Below are 19,757 nucleotides of genomic sequence, written 5' to 3'. Positions count from 1 at the left end.
TTTTGCTGTCATGCGCGCAGCATGGGCGGATTATTCGGTTCCGCCTAGACGCCTAGAGCAACGTCTTCAACTTTTCTGCCAGCAGGTCCCAGCGCCACTTCTCCTCGACCCAGGCCCGCCCCCGTTCCCCCATCCGCTGCCGCAGCTCGGCATCGTCCAGGAGCGCCAGGATCCGCTCGGCGCAGTCCTCGGCCGACCCGCCCCGCACGACCCACCCGGTCTCCCCGTCGAGCACCGCGTCCGGCGCCCCGCCGGAGTCCCCGGCGACGACCGGCAGCCCGGTCGCCGAGGCCTCCAGGTAGACGATCCCGAGCCCCTCCACGTCGAGCCCGCCCCGCCGGGTCCGGCACGGCATCGCGAAGACGTCCCCGGCGCCGTAGTGCGCGGGCAGCTCGGACCAGGGCACGGCCCCCGTGAAGACGACCGAGTCGGCCACCCGGGTCTCGGCTGCGAGCCTGCGCAGCTCCTTCTCGTACGGACCGCCCCCGACGATCAGCAGCACCGCGTCCGGCTGGGCGGCCAGAATCCGCGGCATCGCCAGGATCAGCGTGTCCTGCCCCTTGCGTGGCACCAGCCGCGAGACGCACACCACCACCGGCCGGTCGGTCAGCCCGAGCCGCGCCCGCACGGCCTCGCCGCCCGACCCCGGATGGAAGGTCTTCTCGTCCACCCCCGGCGGCAGCTGCACCATCCGCGAGCCGGCCTCCGGCGTCAGCGCCGCGGCGATCCGCGACCGCGTGTACTCCCCGAGGTAGGTGAGGGTGTCCGTGCCCTCACCGATCCGGCGCAGCAGCTGCCGGGCGGCGGGCAGTTGCGCCCACCCCGCCTCGTGCCCGTGGGTCGTGGCCACCAGCCGCTCGGCCCCCGCCTTCCGCAGCGCGGGCGCCATCAGCCCGAGCGGGGCCGCCGCCCCGAACCACACCGACGTACAGCCGTGTTCCCGCAGCAGTCCGACCGCCGTACGCGTCGCCGCGGGCGTCGGCAGGAGCATCGTCGTACGGTCGCGTACGACGGTGAAGGGCTGCTCGGCGTCGAAGGCGGCCGTGGCCGCTACGCCCTCCCGCCCCCGCTTCCAGGTCGAGGCATAGACCACGAGCCGCTCGGGATCGAGGCGCAGCGCCATGTTGTGCAGGAACGCCTGGATACCGCCTGGCCTGGGCGGGAAGTCGTTCGTGACGATCAGGGTCTTGGACATCGTCGTGCGCATCGCCGCCGACCCTACCCAACGGCATGCCCACCTCCGCTCCACGACCCCCTCACAGCCGGGCGCGGCCACGTTTATGGCAACCTCACAGCAGGCCGGGACATCATGGCCATCTCAAGGACAGCGAACACGGCAACGCGCGAACAGGGGCTCCGGTGGACATTGCGGGTACGAGGCGGTCTCCGGCGGGACTGCTGGCGACCTGGGGCCTGACGCGACTGCTGCTGCTCCTGTTCGTCCTGAAGGTGTACGTCTTCCCCGGCCCGGACGTCACCAGCGACGTGTCGGTGATCTACCAGGGCTGGTACGACGTGCTGCGCACCGGCACCTTCCCGCAGGACGACGTCACCTGGCAGTACCCGCCGGCCGCGGCGCTGGCGATCCTCTCCCCCGCCCTGCTGCCGTTCCTTTCGTACGCGACGGCGTTCTTCGTCCTCGCCTTCCTCGCCGACCTGGTGGTCTTCTCCCTGCTGCTGTACGCGGGCCTGCGTCCCGGGCGGAGTCTGCGCGGCGTGTGGATGTGGGTGGTGGGCGTGCCGCTGCTCGGTCCGACCGTGTACGCCCGCTACGACGTGATGGTCACCGCCGTCGCCGTGGCCGCGCTGCTCGCGGGCGCCCGGCATCCGCGCGTGATGGGCGCCCTGGTCGGCTTCGGGGCGATGCTCAAGGTGTGGCCGGTGCTGCTGCTGGTGGCCGCCCGTAAGCGGGCCACGTGGATGTCGGCGGCGGCCACGGCGGCCGGCCTCGCGGCCCTGTTCGCGGTGGCCATGCCCGGCGCCTTCGCCTTCCTGACCTTCCAGGCCGACCGGGGCACCGAGGTGGAGTCGCTCGGCTCCCTGGTCTTCCATGTGGCGCGACGGTACGGCTGGGACGGCCAGGTGCTGCTGAACTACGGCTCGGTGGAGTTCCTCGGCCCGTGGGTGAACGTCGTCAGCACCGCCGCGCTCGCCCTGACCGGCGTCGCCTTCGCCTGGCTGCTGCTGTGGCGGCTGGTGGCGACCCGCTTCGAGGCACACACCCTGGCGGACGCGGCGTTCGTGGCGATCCTGCTGTTCACGACCACGAGCCGGGTGATCAGCCCGCAGTACATGGTGTGGCTGATCGGCCTGGCCGCGGTGTGCCTGTGCTTCCGGGCGAGCCGGATGACGGTGCCCGCCCTGCTGGTGCTGGTGGCGTCCTTCGTGACCGTGCTGGAGTTCCCGGTCTACTTCGCGAACGTCGTCGCCAGTGACGGCCTGGGCGTCACCCTGCTCTTCCTGCGCAACGGCCTGCTCGTCGCCGCGACCGTCCTGGCGGCCGTGGAGCTGTGGCGGGCCACGGTGAGCGCCCCCGTCGAGGCCGCCGAACCCGCTCAGGCCGCGCAGGCCGCAGAGGCGTCGGAGTCGTCCGAGTCGTCCGAGTCGCCGGAGACCTCGGTCTCCTCCTGACGCCGGGACCGCCCGAGCACCACGCCCACCACCGCACACTGCACGGCCATGGCCAGCGCCATCGCGAGGCACACCCCCGGCAGCCCGAGCCCGGACAGCCCGTACGCCAGCGGCAGTTGGACGGCGGTCCCCAGCAGCGTCACCCGCAGCAGCACCGGCGCGCCCCCGCTGCCCTCGAAGACCCCGCCCAGCGCGATGAAACAGGCCATCAGCAGCAGATAGGGCCCTGCGCAGCGCAGGAACAGCACCCCCGCGTCGGCGACCGCGCCCCCGGCGCCGAAGGCGGCCATGATCCAGGGCGCGGTCAGGGCGAACAGCGCGACGGCGACCAGTCCGAAGGCCCCGGACACCGTCACCGCCTGCCGCCCGATCGCCCGCCGCGCGTCCGACCCCGCGCCCAGCAGATGCGCGGTGTGGATGGCGGCGGCCTGCCGGACGGCGTAGAAGCCCATGGTGGCGAGGTAGAGGACCTTGTAGGCGATGGCGTACGCGGCCACCGCCGTCACCCCGATCCGCGCCACGACGGCGACCAGCACCAGCGCCCCGCCCTGCCGCACGGTGAAGTCGGCGGCCATCGGCAGTCCGGTGCGCAGCGTCCGCCGGAAGGCGACGCCGGGTCCGGCGGCGTGCCGCAGCAGCGCGTTCCGCCGCAGGGCGAGAAGCCCGGCCCCCAGGGCCACGCACCGGCACAGCACCGTCGAGGCGGCGGCGCCCCGGACACCGTAGAAGTGGATGAAGAGCGGGTCGCAGACGAGGATCAGCCCGTTGGCCAGCAGGGCGAGCCGCATCGGCGTCCTGGTGTCCCCCGTGCCCTTCAGGATGGCGTCGACCATCTGCTGGGCGAAGAACACAGCGATGCCCGGCATGGATATCGCGAAGTAGCCGACGGCGAGCGGCAGCGCCGCGCCCTCGCCGAGCACCAGCCGGGCCAGCGGCTCCCGCAGCAGATACCCGCCCACCACGACCACCGGCGTGACCGCCCCGCACACCGCCCAGCCCCCGCGCACGGCGGCCCGTACCGCCCCCGGGTCCCGCGCCCCCCTGGCCCGCGCGACCAGCACGGTCGTGCCCGAGCCGAAGACCAGGGCCACCCCGAGCAGCACGTTCTCGGTGTTGGTCGCCACGGCGACGGCGGCCACCGCCGGTCCGCCGAGCCGGGAGACCCAGACGGTGTTGATGATCCCGGCGGCGACGGAGGCGAGCAGCGAGAAGTAGACGGGGTGGGCGAGCGCGACGATCCGACGCCGATGACTGTCCATGAGAAAGCCCCCTCGATCCGAGCTGCATCAATCCGAGCTACCTCGAAACGAGGTAGCTCGATAAGAGGTACCATGGCACCACGACCACCACAAGGAGGAATCGGCGTGCTGGAGCTGTCGATCCTGGGCTTCCTGGCCGAAGAACCGCTGCACGGCTATGAGTTGAAGGAGCGCATCAAGGCGCTCAGCGGCCATGTCCGCCCGGTCAGCGACGGTGCCCTCTACCCGGCCATCACCCGCCTGATCAAGGCGGGCAAGCTCGACGAGCACACGGAGCCCGGCGCGAGCGCGGCCCCGCGCCGCACGCTCTCCCTCACCGAGACCGGCCGCGCGGACCTGCTGGAGCGCCTGCGGCACCCCAAGCCGGTCGAGATCTCCGACCAGGTCCGCTTCAACACGGTCCTGACGTTCCTGCGCCACCTCCCGGACCGCGGCGAACAGGCCGCGGTGCTCCGCCGCCGCCTGGAGTTCCTCGACACGCCCACGAGCTTCTTCTACGAGGGCGGCAGACCCGTCCCCGCGGAGGAGGCGGCGGACCTGTTTCGCGAAGGCATGCTGCGAGTCGCGCGGGCGACCGGGGAGGCGGAGCGCACCTGGCTGGAGGAGGCCATCGAGCGGCTCAGTCGAGCTCAGCCTTCAGATAGTCCCGCCACTGGTCCGTGAAGTCGTCCAGGTCGGTGCCGAGCACGTCCTTCAGCGCGTCCTCGACCGCCCCGGCCCGCTGCTCGTGGGCGCCCACGGCCCGGTAGAACGCCCGCAGCTGGTCGGTGCCCCACCGCTCCGCGACCATCCGGCAGGCCAGCCAGCCGCTCTCGTAGGCCTGCGCCAGCTTCGTCGCGTCGCCGCTGAACCCGAAGTCCGCGTCCGCGGGCAGGGCCTCCGGCGTCCGCCCCTCGGTCACGGCCCGCCACAGCTCCGGCGCGGCCTGCACGGGCGAGCGGCCGGAGTCGAGGTAACCGATCCAGTCGGCGTACCCCTCGGACAGCCACAGGGGGGTGGCGGCGGTGGTGTCCTCGCGGGTGGCGACATGGGTGGTCTCGTGGGTGAGCACCACCTGCTTGCCGACGCTGCCGAGCACGCCGTACGCGTCGGGGTTGACGATGACCCGGTCGGCGGGCGCGCTCGCCGGGGCCCCGGTCTCGCCGGTGGTGACGGCGGCGATCCCGCGGTACGAGGAGGCGGGCGAGCCCAGCAGCCCCGCCATGCCCTCCAGCGACCTCGGCACGAGCACCACGACATGCCGCGCCCAGCCGGTGCCCCACCGCGCCGACACCGCCGGAACCGCGCGGTCCGCCAGATCCGCGTAGGTGTGCAGCGCCGCGCTCGACCGGCCGACCCCGAGGACGAGGCTGTGCCTGCCGCGCACGACGTCCACCTCGCCCTGGTCCCACAGCTGCTGGGCGGACTTCTTCGCGGGCTGTTCCTGGTCGACGTACCACTCGCCGCCCGCGTCCCGGGTCAGGGTGAGCGTCCGGCCGACGGTGACCGGCGCGTTGTCGTAGCCCTGTATGCGGTACTTCAGCTCGACGTCGGCGGTGGCGTCGGCGCCGTGCTGGTGCAGCCCCGTCAGCCGGTACGTCCAGGACGCGAACGGCACGCCCCGCGCGTGCTCGAACCAGTCCAGCGCGCCCGTCTGCATGAAGGCCGCCCGGTCCCGGTCGAGCACCGCGGCCGACCGCCGGTCGAGCAGCTCCTGGACGTCCGCCCTGGCGGTGCCGTTCCCCGCTCTCCCCCCGCAGGCCACCAGCGAGACCAGCAGCAGGCACAGCGCGAACACCCCGTGTCCCGACGCCCGCCTTCGACCAGCCATTTCACGATCGTACGGCGGGACGGGCGCGAGGGTCAGAGGTCCGGGGCGACCGGGGACCGCCGGCCGGCTCCGCAGCCGGAGGGAGCCCGGCCGGGCTCAGGGCCTGGTCACCGTCGCGCCCGGCATCATGCCCACCGGGTCGTAGCGGACGGGCGCGCCGGGGTAGGGCGCGTGGATCACCTGGCCGTTGCCGACGTACATGCCGACGTGACTGGCGTCGCCCCGGTACGTGACCAGATCGCCGGGCTGCGCCTGGGAGAGCGGGACCTGCCGGCCCGCGTAGCGCTGGCCCTGCGAGGTACGCGGCAGGGAGACCCCGGCATGCCGGTACGACCACACCATCAGGCCCGAGCAGTCGAAGCCGGAGGGGCCGGTCGCGCCCCAGACGTACGGCTTGCCGACGGCGGCACGGGCCGCGGCGACCGCGGCGGCGGCACGGGCGTTGGGCGGCAGCGCCCCGCTGAGGTCGGGCATCTCCTCGCGGCCGGAGCGGGAGGCCCGGTCGTAGGCGGCGCGCTCCGCGGACGGCAGGGAGTTGAGCAGTTGACGGGCCTTGGCCAGTTTGCGCTCGACCGTCTGTTTGTGGGTCGCGACCGCCTTGCGGCTCTTCTCCAGTTCGGCCAGCTGACCGGCCGCCTCCGCGCGCTCCTGGGCGAGTTCACGCATCGCCGACTGGAGGTCCTTGAGCTCACCGGCCTGGTGGGCGGTGATCCGGTCCAGGGCGGCGGCCTTGTCGAGGTAGTCGTCCGGGTCGTCGGAGAACAGCAGGGCGAGCGAGGGGTCGAGGCCGCCGGAGCGGTACTGGGCACCGGCCAGCGAACCGAGCGCCTCCCGCATGGAGTTGATGCGGTCCTGCTGCCGGGCGATCCGGTCCTGCGCGGTGCCGACCTGCTTCTTCAGCGCATCGGCGCGTTCGTCGGCCTTGTTGTAGGCCTCGGTCGCCTTCTCGGCCTCCTCGTAGAGGCGGTCCACCTCGGCGCGGGTGTCGTGCGGCGCGGCCGTGGCCGGTACGGCCCCGAGGGCCGCGGCGGTGGCTGACAGGACACAGAGCGCGGCGGCGCCGGCGCCCCGGTCGAACCCGGACGGTACAAGGCGGCGATGGGACACCACGGAGGCCGCACTCCTTCCGCTGGCGGACAAGGACTGCTCCCCGCCGCAGCGGGGAAACGCGGCCGACAGTAGCTCCGTGAGGGGGCACCGACCAACGACCGTCGCGGGCACACAACGTGACACCCCGCCGCTGACGCAGGTCATCGACGGGGTGCGGGGTCAGTTCAGGTGGCGGCAATCCACCCGTTCGGGCGGTGCGGTGTCGCGATCTTGAGGGTGCTCAGATCCGGACGCCGAACTGGAACGGCATGTTGCTGATCGCCTCGTAGCGCACGACCGTGCCGGTGCGCGGGGCGTGGATCACCTGGCCGTTGCCGGCGTAGATGCCGACATGGTGCAGGTCGCCGTAGAAGATGACGAGGTCGCCGACCTTGAGCTGGCTGAGGGACAGGTGCGTGCCCGCGTTCGCCTGGGCCTGGGAGGTGCGCGGGATGGAGACGCCGGCCTGGGCGTAGGCCCAGGAGGTCAGGCCCGAGCAGTCGTAGGAGGCGGTGCCCGTGGCGCCGTAGACGTACGGCTTGCCGAGCTGGGTCTGGGCGGCCTGGAAGGCGGCGGCGGCGAAGTTGGAGGCGGGCGGGGTGTTGCCGAGGTTCACGCGCTCGCTGGCGGAGCGGCTGGCGCGCGCGTCCTCGGCGGCGAGGGCGGCCTTCTCGGCGGCCGTCAGCGTGTTGAGGAGCTTCTGCGCCTCGGCGAGCTTGGCCTGGACTTCCTTCTTCTTCTTGGCCAGTTCGGTACGGGTGGAGGAGAGGTCCTTGAGCTTCTCGGAGGCCTCGGAACGCTCCTGCGCGAGCTCGCGCTGCTTCTCCTGGATCTTCTTCAGTGCCTCGACCTGCTGGGCGCTCAACTGGTCGGCCGTGGAGGCCTTGTCCAGGTAGTCGTCCGGGTTGGACGACAGGAAGAGCTGGAGGGAGGCGTCTATGGAACCCGTGCGGTACTGGGCGGCGGCCGCGAGACCCATGGAGTCGCGGAGCCCGTTGAGGTCCTCCTGGCCGCGGGCCACGGTGTCCTGGATGGCGGAGATCTCCTTCTGGAGCTTCTCCTGCTTCTCCTTGGCGCCGTTGAGCTTCTCGGTGGCCTGCTCGGCCTCCTCGTAGAGCTTGTCGACCTTGGACTTGACCTCGTCCTTGCTGGGCTTCTCGCTCGGTGCCGCGTTGGCGGCGTTGGCGCTCAGCGCGACGGCGGCGGCAGCAGCGGTGGTCAGCACGGTCACGCGTGTGCGGCTCGGCTGCTTGGGTCGACGGTGGGACGCCACGGAGGTGAGCTCCTTCTTGTGAGTGATCACCCGTTCGGAGGTTCGAGGCCAGACCCTAGTGACCTTCTTGTGATCAGTTCAAATCCTCGCGCCAAAAAATCAGTCACGGACTGCATTCTTTACACACAACTCACGTGCGGTAATGCTCGATTGACGCTACGTTGCGTGACGATTCGATCAAATCGGGCAATAAGCCTGGACCTTGAAGTTCAGGACAGCCGCTTCAGAAGCATCGCGGAAGCGACAGGCCGGGCCCCCGCCTTGGCCACTCCGTCGGCGACCTCGCGGTCGGTCGAGGCCACGATGACGGGCCGGCCCGGCGGCTCGGCGCGCACCAGCTGGCGGATCAGTTCGTCGGCCGTGACACCCGGCTTGGAGAACAGCACCCGCACGCCGCGCGGCGGCGCGAGCAACACCGGCGCGGCCAGTTCGGCACCGTCGAAGACGCAGGTCACCTCGGCCCCGGTCTGCGCGGCGAGCTGCGAGAGCTGACCGAGGAGCCGCAGCCGCTGCTTCTCCAACGGCATCTGCGGATAGCCGGTCTTGGTGACGTTGTAGCCGTCGACCACCAAGTGGGCCTGAGGCAGCGCCAACAACTGGTCCAAAATGGCCGGGTCATGTTCGGACAGGGCCCGCGCCGCGATGTCTTTCGGCGTCATTCGACCCGGTTCGACCGCGTCGACGGTCTCCGCGGGACGCACCGACACGGGCGGCAACGCCAGCTCCCGGCGCAGCCCTTGGGCCGCGTCGAGAACGGTGTCCAGCAGCAGCCGGACCCGCATGTCCTCGACACTGCGCCCCTCCCGCGCCGCCCGGCGCGTGGCCTCCAGGGCGGCCTCGGCCTCCCCCAGCCGGGCCTTGAGCCGACGCGACTCGACCTCGGCGGCGGACACCTGCGCCTGCCCCTCGGCACGCACGGCGTCCATCTCGCCCTGCAACTTGCGCAGCGCCGCCTCGCCGCGCTTGACGTCACTGAGGGCGGCCCGCAGCTTGCGGTGAAGCGATTCGGCTTCCTTCTTGGCGGAGTCCAGCTCCGCACGCAGCCGCTCGGTCTCGGCACGCGTGTGGTCCCTGGCGGCCGTCAGCTCCTCGCGCAGCCGCTCCAGCTCGACGCGGCTCTCCTCGTCGGCGCGCTCGGCATCGGCCCGCTGGGCCTCCTCGCCGGCCGCGGTCACGAGCTTCACCCAGCCGACGGGGCGCAGAACATAGGCCGCGGCCGCCACGTCGAGCGGATCCGCGGCCGGGGGCGGCGAGCCGGAGTCGAGGGCGCCGACGAGTTCCGGCTGCGCCTCTCTGAACTTCTCGCCGATCCGCTGCCGGAAGAGCGGATCGGTCTCCAGCGCCGCGGCCATCGCGTTGCCGGCGAACTTGGCCCGCCGGTTCGGCGCGAACCGCGCGTACTGTCTGAGCTGCGCGGGCAGTTCACCGACGGTCAGCCCGCCGAAGCCGTCCGACACGATCTGCACCACCCGGCGCCGCACACCGTCGGGCAGCGGACGGTCGAGCACCTCAGCGGCGCCGTCGTCCGGCCCCCCGCCTTGTGTCTCCACCATCCGTCAACACCCCAACCTCTGTGCGGGGCCCGCTCCCTCAGGAGTCGGCGCCCGGCCTGTCCACGAGTTCCACCTGATCCACGGCGTTGCACCAGCGGCAGCGCACCGACTCGATGGTCTCACTGACCACCTCGCGCTCCTCGACCTTCGGCTCACCGGCCAGGTCGAGGTGGACGTACTCGACGACCTTCGACGAGCGGGTCACGTCGAACCGCGTGAGGTTGCCGCAGAGGGTGCAGCGCCACCGCGTCGAGGCGGTCGGCAGGGGAACCGTCATCGTGCCTGTGCTCTTTCCTTCTAGGTCTTCCATTGTCCGCGACACACCGGGCCCGGTGCGTGTGGCTCGTAACCCTACGGCCTGGCGGGTACTCGTCGCTCGGCCGTCCGCGTCGGCCGCCCGGCGGCGAGGCGGTCTGTTCGGTTGCGTCCCGTTACGTCATGCTCTGTGTTCATGATCAGCAACTGGAGGGTCACGGTCGGTGGCGCGAGCAGGGGGTTGTGGCGGTCGGCACCGGTCACCTACGGCCTGATCACCCTGTGCTGCCTGCTCTTCGTGATCGGCCCCGCCGGGGGCCTCAACCCGGCCTACGGCACCGGCGACGAGCTGCTGGCCGCCCAGCGGGCCTACTTCCACCGCTGGGGCGTGGTCCCCGCAGAACTGTTCGAGGGCTCGGCCCGGGCCACCCTCACCCCGGCGACGGCCCTCTTCGTGCACGGCAGCTGGGTCCACCTCCTCGGCAACATGCTCTTCCTCTACGTCTTCGGAGTGCTGACCGAGGAACGGATGGGCCGCGTCCAGTTCACGCTGTTCTACCTCGGCTGCGGCTATCTGGCGCTGCTGGGCTACGCGGCCGCGAACTCCGACTCCGACCAGTCGCTGGTCGGCGCCTCCGGAGCGATCTCGGCCGTGCTCGGAGCGTTTCTCTACCTGTTCCCCGGCGCCCGGGTGACAAGCCTGCTCCCGTTCCTGTTCTTCCTCCCGCTGCGCTTCCCGGCCTGGGTGGTGCTGCCCTTCTGGGCGGCCTTGCAATGGCTGGCGGCGGGCCGGGCGCCGAACGGGCCCGGGGTGGCCTATCTGGCGCACCTGGTGGGCTTCGGCCTGGGCTTCGCCTTCGCGTGGGTCCGATTCGGCCGTACGACTAAAGTGAAACCCGCCCCAGCTCCGGCCCCCGAGGGAGAGAACCAGCCGTGATCACCGCGATCGTCCTCATCAAGACCAGCGTGGACCGGATCCCCGAGATCGCCGAGTCGATCGCGGCGCTGGACTCGGTGAGCGAGGTCTTCTCCGTCACCGGCACCTACGACCTGATCGCCATGGTCCGCGTCCGCCGGCACGAGGATCTCGCCGAGGTCATCCCCGGCAACATCAGCAAGATCCCGGGCGTGGAGGCCACGGACACCCACGTCGCGTTCCGCACGTACTCCCAGCACGACCTGGAGGCGGCGTTCTCGATCGGTCTCGACGGCTAGCTGCTGACGTCGAGGGCGGCGACGCCCTTGTTCGTACCGGCATAGACGCGGCGGCCGTGGACGACGGGCGTCAGCAGGACGCCCGGGTCGGCGCCCACCTCGGCCTTCCAGAGCCGCTTGCCGTTCAGGTCCAGGGCGTGGACCTCGGTCTCCGTACGCACGTACACCGTGGAGTCCACCAGGACGGGGTCCGAGAAGGCCCTGCCTTCGCTGTACGTCCAGACCACCTCTCCGCCCTCGGTGATCGCCTTGACCTCCGCCGCGTTGGTCACCCCCAGGAAGGCGAAGGATGCCGCCCTCGCCGGGACGTAGGAACCGGCGAGGCCCGGCCGTGTCCACTTCTGGCGGCCCTCGAGATCCAGCCCGAACAGGTCGTTGGCCTGGTTCCCAGTGCTCACGACCACGGTGTCACCGCTGACGGCGGGCCGGCCGACATCACCGTCCAGCGGGGCGTCGAACGGCGTGGCACCACCCTCGCGGATCCCGTAGAGGTGGTTGTCGATGCTGGGCACATAGAGGACGTCGCCGGCCACGACGAGTTCGTCGTATGGCGCACCGTCCAGCGAGGCGTACCAGCGCACCGTGCCCCGGCTGTCGTAGGCCTGCACGATGCCCGGACCGTCGTACGCGCGCACCGCCGAGCCGACGACGACGTTGCCCCCGAACACCGCGGGCTGACGGAAGTAGCCGCTGGGCAGAGTCTTCTTCCACATCTCCTCGCCGTCGACGCTCACGGCGATGAGCCGCCCCGGTCCGGTCGCGGTGTCACTGACCGTGGCGACGAAGATCCCGTGGGACGTGACGACCGGCTTGGTGACGTAGGACTCCCCCTTGAAGAGGGACACCTTCCAGTGTTCCTTGCCGTCGCTGCCCAAGGCCCGCAGCATCCCGTCCGCCCCGGCGAAGTACAGTGTCCGGCCGTCGGCGGAGAGCGCCCCGCAGGGACCGCCGTCCACGCTCGGCGGGCCGCCGTCCTCGTACGTCCAGCGCACGGTCGCCTTCCGCGCGGGCGCCTTCCCCGCGCCCCCGGCCCGACTGCCCGCCTCCGCGTCCGCATCGGTGTCCGCGTCGGTGTCCGGCCCGCCGAGCCACCACCAGACGCCCGCTCCGCCGACGGCGGCGACCGCACCCCCGCCCACGGCGAGCCGCAGCAGCCCGCGCCGCGACGGCCGCACCTCGGCCACCGTCTCCTCCGGCGCGGGCGTCTCGGGCACGTCCGGTGCGGCCGCGTCGCCGACCATGTACTCGACCCGGCTCTCCCGCTCCCCCGACTCCCGCTCGGGAAGCCAGAGTTCGTCCCCCTGCGCAGCCTCGGGCTCCGATCCCGCGGCCGTGTACCAGCCCGGACGCAGGCCGCCGAGCGGCGAACCCCCCATGGCCTCGACGACGTCCTTCGGCATCGGCCGCTGCCCCGGCTCCTCCCGCAGACACGCCTCCACCAGCGGGAGGAGATCCTCCGGTACGCCCGTCAGGTCGAAGTCCCGGGTCAGGATGCGCAGCAGGATCACCGAGTCCTGGCCCTCGCCGAAGGGTTCCCGCCCGCTCGCCGCATAGGCGAGGACGGCCCCCAGGGAGAAGACGTCGCTCGACGGTCCGACCTTGCCGCCGTTGCGGATCTGCTCGGGCGAGACATAGCCGACCGAGCCGACGATCGCGCCGGTGCGGGTCATCGCGGTGGCCTCAAGGGCCCGGACGATCCCGAAGTCGATGACCCGAGGACCGTCCGGCGCCAGCAGGATGTTGGAGGGCTTCAGGTCCCGGTGGACCATGCCGCGCGCGTGGATCGCGCCCAGCGCCTCCCCGAGCGCGGCCCCCAGCACCCGTACCGCGGGCTCGGGCAGGGGTCCGCCGTCGAGGACCGCGTCCCGCAGGTTCGGCCCCGCCACGAACTCCGTGGCCATCCAGGGGTGTTCGCCCTCGGGGTCGGCGTCCACCACCCGCGCGGTGTACGTGCCCGCCCCGCCGACGGTCTGCGCCGCCCGCACCTCCTGCCGGAACCGGGCACGGAAGGTGCGGTCCTGGGCGTACTCGGGCCGTACGACCTTCACCGCCAGCCGCAGCCCGGTCCGTGACTCGGCGAGGTAGACCTCGCCCATGCCGCCCGAGCCGAGCCGCCCCCGTACCTCGTACGGGCCGACCCTGCGTGGATCCGTCGCGCGCAGCGCCTGCACTTTCCGCTCCCCCTGGACGTCTCGAACATGTCCGAGGGGGAGGGTATCGGCAATGCCCGGTCAGCCGGTCAGACGGCCGAGACGCAGCGCCCGTCCTCCGTCCGGTACCGCCACTTCGCGCCGTCGCTCACCAGCTCGCACACGGCGTTCACGAACCGCTCGACGTGCTCGTCCGGCGTGCCCGCGCCGAAGCTGACGCGGATGGCGTTGAGGGACTTCTCCCCGGGCGCGGCCTCGGGGGCGCCGCACTCGCCCTGGGTCTGCGGGTCGCTGCCGAGCAGGGTGCGGACGAGGGGGTGGGCGCAGAAGAGACCGTCGCGGACGCCGATGCCGTACTCGGCGGAGAGGGCGGCGGCGAAGTGGGAGCTGTTCCAGCCGTCGACGACGAAGGAGATCACCCCGACGCGGGGGGCGTCGTCGCCGAAGAGGGAGAGGACGCGGACCTCGGGGACCTCGGCCAGGCCCGCGCGGACCTTCTCGATCAGGTACTGCTCGCGGGCGACCAGCGTGTCGAAGCCGGCCTCCGTCAGCGCCTTGCAGGCCGAGGCGATGGAGTAGGCGCCGATGACGTTCGGGGAGCCGGCCTCGTGGCGGGCCGCGGTCTCGTGCCACTCCACGTCCACGCCGCCGTCCTCGCGCCGGGTGACCTTGCGGCTGGCGCCGCCGCCGGCGAGGTAGGGCTCAGCCGCCGTCAGCCAGTCGGCGCGGCCCGCGAGGACGCCGGAGCCGAAGGGGGCGTACAGCTTGTGGCCGGAGAAGGCGACCCAGTCGACGTCGAGGTCCGCGACGGAGACCGCGTGGTGCGGGGCGAGCTGGGCGGCGTCGAGGACGATCCGGGCGCCGTGCGCATGGGCGGCGGCGGCCAGCTCGCGTACCGGCCACAGCTCGCCGGTGACGTTGGAGGCGCCGGTCACGCAGACCAGGGCCGGACCGTACGGGTCGCGGTCGGCGAGGGCCTTCTCCAGGGTCTCCACGGCCTGCTGGTGGGTGCGGGGCGCGTCGAGGCAGGTGACGCGGGCGTCGCGCCAGGGCAGCAGCGAGGCGTGGTGCTCGGTCTCGAAGACGAAGACCTGGCAGTCGGCGGGCAGCGCGGCGGCGAGGAGGTTGAGGGAGTCGGTGGTGGACCGGGTGAAGACGACCTGGTCGCCCGCACGGCAGTCCAGGAACTCGGCGACGGTCCTGCGGGCGTTCTCGAACAGGTCGGTCGACAGCTGCGACAGGTACCCGGCACCGCGGTGGACGCTGCCGTAGTAGGGCGCGTACGCCGCCACGTCGTCCCACACCCGCTGCAGGGCCGGGGCGCTGGCCGCGTAGTCGAGGGCGGCGTAGGTGACCTCGCCACCGGTGACGAGCGGGACGGTGACATCTCGCCCGAGAACGGGCAGCGGGGCACAAATGGTCTGAGCGGCGGCAGCGGTGGAGACAGACATGGGGAACTCCCGTGAGAGGGCAGCGCAAAGCGGCTGAAGATGAGAAAAGGGGTGCGCGGAGGCGGGGCTCGGCGGCCCTATCGCATTCGCTTGCTCACGGGAATCTCCTCGACGACCAGGACCCCTGGTATCGCGAGGGGTCCGCGCTTGCCGTAGACCTCACTGCCTACGGCCTGGTCCTCACCCGGGGCACCCCGCCACGGACGGAGGGTTGCCGGACAGTCGGCCGGGGCCTCATGACTGTCACTCATGACCTGGTACAGCATCCTGCCATACGATCTTCGACGCGCAAGGGCGCAGTCCGCATCGTGGACTGCGCCCCGCGTCACACCTCAGCGGTTGCTGGCCGCCACCCAGCGGTCGAGCGCCCGCTTGGCCTCCCCGGAATCGATGGATTCCGCGGCCTTCGCCATTCCGGCACGGAGCTGATCGGCCAGCGTTGCCTCCGTCGGCTCCAGCGCCACGAGCGCCGCCGCCGAGTTCAGCAGCACGGCGTCCCGCACGGGACCCGTCTCACCGTTCAGCAGGCGCAGCGCCACGTCCGCGTTGAACGCCGGGTCACCGCCGCGCAGCGCCTCCACCGGCACCAGGTCCAGCCCGACGTCACGGGGGTCGAAGGACTCCTCGGTGACCTTGCCGTCGCGGACGATCCACACCCGGGAGGTGGAGGTGGTCGTCAGCTCGTCGAGGCCGTCGTCCCCGCGGAAGACCAGGGAGGAGTTGCCACGCTCGGCGAAGACTCCGGCGACGATCGGAGCCATCCGCGGGTCGGCGACACCCACCGCCTGCGCCTTGACCTTCGCGGGGTTGGTCAGCGGGCCGAGCGCGTTGAAGACCGTGCGGATGCCCAACTGACCGCGGGCGGCGCCCGCGTGACGCAGCGCCGGGTGGAACTTGATGGCGAAGCAGAAGGTGATGCCCGCCTCCTCGGCCACCTCGGCCACCCGCTGCGGGGTGAGGTCGAGGTTGACGCCCAGCTTCTCCAGGACGTCCGAGGAGCCCGACGCCGACGAGGCCGCCCGGTTGCCGTGCTTGACGACCTTCGCGCCGGTGCCGGCCACGACGAGCGAGGACATCGTGGAGATGTTCACCGTCTTGGCGCCGTCGCCGCCGGTGCCGACGATGTCGACGGTCCGCCCGGACACCTCGATGACGTTCGCGTGCTCGTACATCGCCTGGACCAGCCCGGTGATCTCCTCGACGGTCTCGCCCTTGGCGCGCAGCGCCACCACGAACCCGGCGATCTGCGCGTCGGTCGCCTCACCGCGCATGATCTTGTCCATCGCCCAGGCGGTGGCGTCGGCGCTCTGGTCCTGGCCGTACAGCAGGGCGTTCAGCACCTCGGGCCAGGAACGGCCCGCCGCGGTGTCGCCTCCAGCGGGGGTCACAGCGCTCATAAGGCCGCTCCTGGGTGTCGTAGAACCTGCTTCAACAGACGTTTGACCCCACCCTATCCAGCTCAGGGCACGCGGAAGGGCCCCCGTCCGAAGACCGGACGGGGGCCCTTCCAGCGCGCGTGGCGAGCGCAGCGATCAGTGGTGGCCGTGGCCGCTCGTGATCTCCTTGTACTCCTCGACGGTGGGCTTGGCGATCTGCGACTCCTCGCCGTAGTACGCCTCGCTGAGCTTGACGCGCAGCTTCTCGGAGCCCTTCACCTTCCGCTCGACGCCGTTCTCGTCGACCGTCGGGCCGATCTCGGCCGGCTTGTACTGCTCGTGCGCCGTGAGCGTGTGCAGCGCGTCCTGGCTGAGCGGCTCGTGCACCTCGATGAACTCACCGTGCGGCAGGCGCTTGATGATGCCGGACTCGCGGCCGTGCAGCACCTTGTCCTTGTCGCGGCGCTGGAGGCCGAGGCAGATCCGCTTGGTGACGATGAACGCGAGGACCGGGCCGACGAAGAACGCGACGCGGACGAACCAGGTGATCGAGTTGATCGACAGGTGGAAGTGGGTGGCCCACAGGTCGTTTCCACCACCGACGAGCAGGATCATGTACCAGGTGATCCACGCGACACCGAAGGCCGTACGGGTCGGGGCGTTGCGCGGGCGGTCCAGGATGTGGTGCTCGCGGCGGTCGCCGGTGACCCAGGCCTCGACGAACGGGTAGACCGCGATCGCGACCAGGACCAGCGGGAAGATCACCAGCGGGATGAAGACGCCCAGGACGAGCGTGTGACCCCAGAAGTTGATCTCCCAGCCCGGCATGACACGGATCAGGCCCTCGGAGAAGCCCATGTACCAGTCCGGCTGGGCGCCCGTGGACACCTGGTCCGGACGGTACGGGCCCAGGGACCAGATCGGGTTGATCGAGGCGATGGCCGCGATGACCGCGATGACACCGAAGACCAGGAAGAAGAAGCCTCCGGCCTTGGCCGTGTAGACCGGCAGCAGCGGCATGCCGACCACGTTGTTGTTGTTCTTGCCGGGGCCCGCGTACTGCGTGTGCTTGTGGTAGAAGACCAGGATCAGGTGCGCCACCATCAGGCCGAGCATGATGCCCGGCAGCAGCAGGACGTGGATCGAGTAGAAGCGGGCCACGAAGTCGCCGCCCGGGAACTCGCCGCCGAAGAGGAAGAACGACAGGTACGTGCCGACGATCGGCACGGACAGGATCGCGCCCTCCATGAAGCGGACACCGGTGCCGGAGAGCAGGTCGTCCGGGAGCGAGTAACCGGTGAAGCCGGTGAACATGCCCAGGACGAACAGCAGGAAGCCGAACAGCCAGTTGACCTCACGCGGCTTGCGGAACGCGCCGGTGAAGAACACGCGCATCATGTGCACGAACATGCCGGCGAGGAAGATCAGCGCCGCCCAGTGGTGGATCTGCCGGATCAGCAGACCACCGCGCACCTCGAAGGAGATGTGCATGGTCGAGTTGAACGCCTCGGACATCAGCTGTCCCTGCAGCGGGACGTAGCTGCCGTGGTACTCCACCTCGTTCATCGACGGGTGGAAGAACAGCGTCAGGTACACACCCGTGAGGATGATGATGATGAAGCTGTAGAGGCAGATCTCACCCAGCATGAACGACCAGTGGTCGGGGAAGATCTTGCGCATGTTGGCCTTGGCCAGGGAGTAGATCCCGAGCCGGCCGTCGGCCCAGTCGGCGAGCTTCTCGCCGGCCGGGGCCTTCCCGCGGTCGCGGGAAGCGTTGTTCTCGTTGGTGCTCATCCGCGCTCCCAGAAAGCAGGACCGACAGGCTCCTCGAAGTCGCCGAGCGCGTAGAGGTAGCCCTCGTCGTTCACGCCGATCCGCAGCTGCGGCAGGGCGTGGCCCGCGGGACCGAAGATCACCCGGGCGCCGTCGGACAGGTCGAAGGTGGACTGGTGGCACGGGCACAGCACGTGGTGCGTCTGCTGCTCGTACAGGGAGATCGGGCAACCGACGTGGGTGCAGATCTTCGAGTACGCCACGATGCCGTCGTGCGACCACTCGAGCTCGCGCTTGTCCTTGATGTTGTCCGGCTGGATGCGGACGATCATCAGGGCGGCCTTGGCGATCTCGGTCTGGAACTCCTCGTCGTGCTCCTCCAGGCCCTCGGGCTTGGCGAAGGTGAGCGAACCCACCGCGACGTCCTCGGGACGCAGCGGCTCGTTCGTGTTCATGTTGACGAGCTGGAGCCCCTTGCGCCACATGGTGTGGCGGAGCTTGGTCCCGGGCAGCGGGCCCAGGTCGCGCAGCAGCACGACACCGGCGAGCGGCACCAGGGTGAGCGCGCCGAGCATGGTGTTGCGGATCAGCTTGCGACGGCCGAGCGCGGACTCCTTGGCGCCCTGCTTCCAGTCGTCGAAGACCTTCTCGCGGACCTCGGGAGACGCCTCGATCGGGTGACGCTCGTCGACCATCTCCACGTCGGACATCAGGGTGCGGGCCCAGTGGACCGCGCCCGCGCCGATCGCGAAGAGGGCGACACCGAGGGTCAGGCCGAGCGAGAAGTTCAGCGCGTTGATGTGCCCGATCGGGAAGACGTAGATCGCCTTGTCGTGCGGGACGCCCACGTACGCGGCGATGAAGCCGATCGTGGCCAGCATCGACAGGGTGAACAGCATGGCCACCGTGCGCTCGGACCGCTTGGCGGCCCGCTCGTCGATGTCCTGGACCCGGTGCTCGTGCGGCGGCAGGCCGGGGTCGGCGAAGGGGTCCTTGTCGTCCGCGACGCCTACCGCGCCATGGGCGTCCTGCTCTGCGGGCAGGTTCTCTTCTGGAATGTCTTGGCTACTCATGACTTCTTGGCCTTTGCGGTCCGAGCGGCGAGCCAGACGGCGATCGCGATCAGGCCACCGAGTCCGAACACCCACGCGAAGAGACCCTCGCTGACCGGGCCGAGGCCGCCCAGCTCGAGGCCGCCGGGGCTCTCGGTGTCGTCACCGTTGACCGCGTCGAGGTACGCGATGATGTCCTTCTTGTTCTGCTCCGACAGCGTGGTGTCGGGGAACGACGGCATGTTCTGCGGGCCGGTCTGCATGGCCTCGTAGATGTGCTTCGGGTCGACACCCTCGAGGCTCGGCGCGAACTTGCCGTGCGTCAGCGCACCGCCCTTGCCGGTGAAGTTGTGGCACTGCGCGCAGTTGGTGCGGAACAGCTCGCCACCCTTGGCGATGTCCGCGCCCTCCGGGCTGTACTGGTTCTTCGTCGGGACGACCGGACCGGCGCCCAGGGAGGAGATGTACGCGGCGAGCTGGTCGATCTCGGCCTGCGTGTAGATGACCTTCTTGCGCGGGACCTGCGCGCCCGGCTGCTGGGCCGGCATACGGCCGGTGCCGACCTGGAAGTCCACGGCCGCGGCGCCGACGCCGATGAGGCTCGGGCCGTCGGTGGTGCCCTGAGCACCGGTGCCGTGGCAACTGGCGCAGCCCACGGCGTAGAGCTTCTTGCCCTCCTCGATGGTGAGGGACTGGGCGGTTTCATCGGCCTGGGCCTTGTCCGCGGGCGCGAACGTGGCGTACAGCCCCCCAGTGGCCGCCAGCGCGAGGAGTAGGACGACGAGCGCCGCCAGCGGATGGCGTCGTCGTGCGGAGAGCTTTTTCACGGATTACCCCGGTGTCAGGATCTTCTGCGTCGATGCTTCTGGA

General features: G+C 71.0%; 17 protein-coding genes and 1 riboswitch. Of the genes, 4 read left to right on the top strand and 13 right to left on the bottom strand.

Going from position 1 to position 19,757, the window contains the following annotated elements; genetic code table 11:
• Positions 1–52 precede the first annotated feature (52 nt).
• A complete protein-coding gene (locus tag DI272_RS35625; RefSeq protein ID WP_109501228.1) occupies positions 53–1,195 on the bottom strand; it encodes a glycosyltransferase family 4 protein in 1,143 nt (380 codons plus the stop codon).
• Positions 1,196–1,359: 164 nt separating this feature from the next.
• On the opposite strand from DI272_RS35625, the gene DI272_RS35620 reads away from it, so the two are divergent.
• Positions 1,360–2,631, top strand: a complete 1,272-nt coding sequence (locus tag DI272_RS35620; protein WP_258314781.1) for a glycosyltransferase family 87 protein — start codon at positions 1,360–1,362, stop codon at positions 2,629–2,631.
• Here DI272_RS35620 and DI272_RS35615 read toward each other — a convergent pair.
• Positions 2,556–3,890, bottom strand: a complete 1,335-nt coding sequence (locus DI272_RS35615; protein WP_109499296.1) for an MATE family efflux transporter — start codon at positions 3,888–3,890, stop codon at positions 2,556–2,558. The two genes, DI272_RS35620 and DI272_RS35615, sit on opposite strands and share 76 nt — an antisense overlap.
• Before the next feature lie 105 nt (positions 3,891–3,995).
• Between DI272_RS35615 and DI272_RS35610 the strand changes: the two genes are divergently transcribed.
• Complete coding sequence (locus DI272_RS35610; protein ID WP_109499295.1) at positions 3,996–4,553, top strand: PadR family transcriptional regulator; 558 nt, start codon at positions 3,996–3,998, stop codon at positions 4,551–4,553.
• Here the strand turns inward: DI272_RS35610 and DI272_RS35605 are convergent.
• The 5 genes from DI272_RS35605 to DI272_RS35585 form a co-directional block, all read right to left on the bottom strand.
• Entirely contained in the window at positions 4,510–5,700 is a 1,191-nt protein-coding gene (locus DI272_RS35605) for a hypothetical protein (RefSeq protein ID WP_109499294.1), read from the bottom strand. The two genes, DI272_RS35610 and DI272_RS35605, sit on opposite strands and share 44 nt — an antisense overlap.
• Before the next feature lie 96 nt (positions 5,701–5,796).
• Positions 5,797–6,810 (bottom strand): NlpC/P60 family protein, encoded by a 1,014-nt coding sequence (locus DI272_RS35600; RefSeq protein WP_109499293.1) that lies wholly within the window; start codon positions 6,808–6,810, stop codon positions 5,797–5,799.
• A 220-nt stretch (positions 6,811–7,030) separates the two neighbouring features.
• Positions 7,031–8,062 carry an NlpC/P60 family protein gene (locus DI272_RS35595; RefSeq protein ID WP_109501227.1) on the bottom strand — a complete coding sequence of 344 codons (1,032 nt, stop codon included), beginning with the start codon at positions 8,060–8,062 and terminating at the stop codon, positions 7,031–7,033.
• A gap of 209 nt (positions 8,063–8,271) precedes the next feature.
• The gene (locus DI272_RS35590; RefSeq protein WP_109499292.1) at positions 8,272–9,615 is read right to left on the bottom strand and encodes an NYN domain-containing protein; all 1,344 of its coding nucleotides are present in this window, start codon (positions 9,613–9,615) and stop codon (positions 8,272–8,274) included.
• 37 nt (positions 9,616–9,652) lie between these two features.
• Positions 9,653–9,892 (bottom strand): hypothetical protein, encoded by a 240-nt coding sequence (locus DI272_RS35585; RefSeq protein ID WP_020137397.1) that lies wholly within the window; start codon positions 9,890–9,892, stop codon positions 9,653–9,655.
• A gap of 174 nt (positions 9,893–10,066) precedes the next feature.
• Here DI272_RS35585 and DI272_RS35580 point away from each other — a divergent pair, with 174 nt between their 5' ends.
• Positions 10,067–10,807: a rhomboid family intramembrane serine protease gene (locus DI272_RS35580; protein WP_109501226.1), complete on the top strand. Its 741-nt coding sequence runs from the start codon at positions 10,067–10,069 to the stop codon at positions 10,805–10,807.
• Positions 10,804–11,085, top strand: coding sequence for an Lrp/AsnC family transcriptional regulator (locus DI272_RS35575; protein ID WP_109499291.1), 282 nt, complete (start codon positions 10,804–10,806; stop codon positions 11,083–11,085). Before DI272_RS35580 ends, DI272_RS35575 begins: the two co-directional genes overlap by 4 nt.
• Here the strand turns inward: DI272_RS35575 and DI272_RS35570 are convergent.
• The 6 genes from DI272_RS35570 to DI272_RS35545 form a co-directional block, all read right to left on the bottom strand.
• Positions 11,082–13,256: a PQQ-binding-like beta-propeller repeat protein gene (locus tag DI272_RS35570; RefSeq protein WP_109499290.1), complete on the bottom strand. Its 2,175-nt coding sequence runs from the start codon at positions 13,254–13,256 to the stop codon at positions 11,082–11,084. The two genes, DI272_RS35575 and DI272_RS35570, sit on opposite strands and share 4 nt — an antisense overlap.
• Positions 13,257–13,324: 68 nt before the next feature.
• Positions 13,325–14,686 carry an aminotransferase class V-fold PLP-dependent enzyme gene (locus DI272_RS35565; protein ID WP_109499289.1) on the bottom strand — a complete coding sequence of 454 codons (1,362 nt, stop codon included), beginning with the start codon at positions 14,684–14,686 and terminating at the stop codon, positions 13,325–13,327.
• A gap of 138 nt (positions 14,687–14,824) precedes the next feature.
• A riboswitch (SAM riboswitch) is annotated at positions 14,825–14,941 on the bottom strand.
• Between the two features lie 77 nt (positions 14,942–15,018).
• Complete coding sequence (gene trpD, locus DI272_RS35560) at positions 15,019–16,083, bottom strand: anthranilate phosphoribosyltransferase (RefSeq protein WP_109499288.1); 1,065 nt, start codon at positions 16,081–16,083, stop codon at positions 15,019–15,021.
• Between the two features lie 135 nt (positions 16,084–16,218).
• A complete protein-coding gene (locus tag DI272_RS35555; RefSeq protein ID WP_109499287.1) occupies positions 16,219–17,856 on the bottom strand; it encodes a cytochrome bc complex cytochrome b subunit in 1,638 nt (545 codons plus the stop codon).
• Positions 17,853–18,908: a ubiquinol-cytochrome c reductase iron-sulfur subunit gene (locus DI272_RS35550; RefSeq protein WP_109499286.1), complete on the bottom strand. Its 1,056-nt coding sequence runs from the start codon at positions 18,906–18,908 to the stop codon at positions 17,853–17,855. The genes DI272_RS35555 and DI272_RS35550 overlap by 4 nt, the downstream gene beginning before the upstream one ends.
• Complete coding sequence (locus DI272_RS35545) at positions 18,905–19,714, bottom strand: c-type cytochrome (RefSeq protein ID WP_109499285.1); 810 nt, start codon at positions 19,712–19,714, stop codon at positions 18,905–18,907. The genes DI272_RS35550 and DI272_RS35545 overlap by 4 nt, the downstream gene beginning before the upstream one ends.
• Between the last annotated feature and the right edge of the window lie 43 nt (positions 19,715–19,757).

The organism is Streptomyces sp. Act143 (assembly GCF_003143935.1).
GTDB lineage: Bacteria > Actinomycetota > Actinomycetes > Streptomycetales > Streptomycetaceae > Streptomyces.
This window is presented reverse-complemented; position numbering and strand designations above follow the sequence as displayed.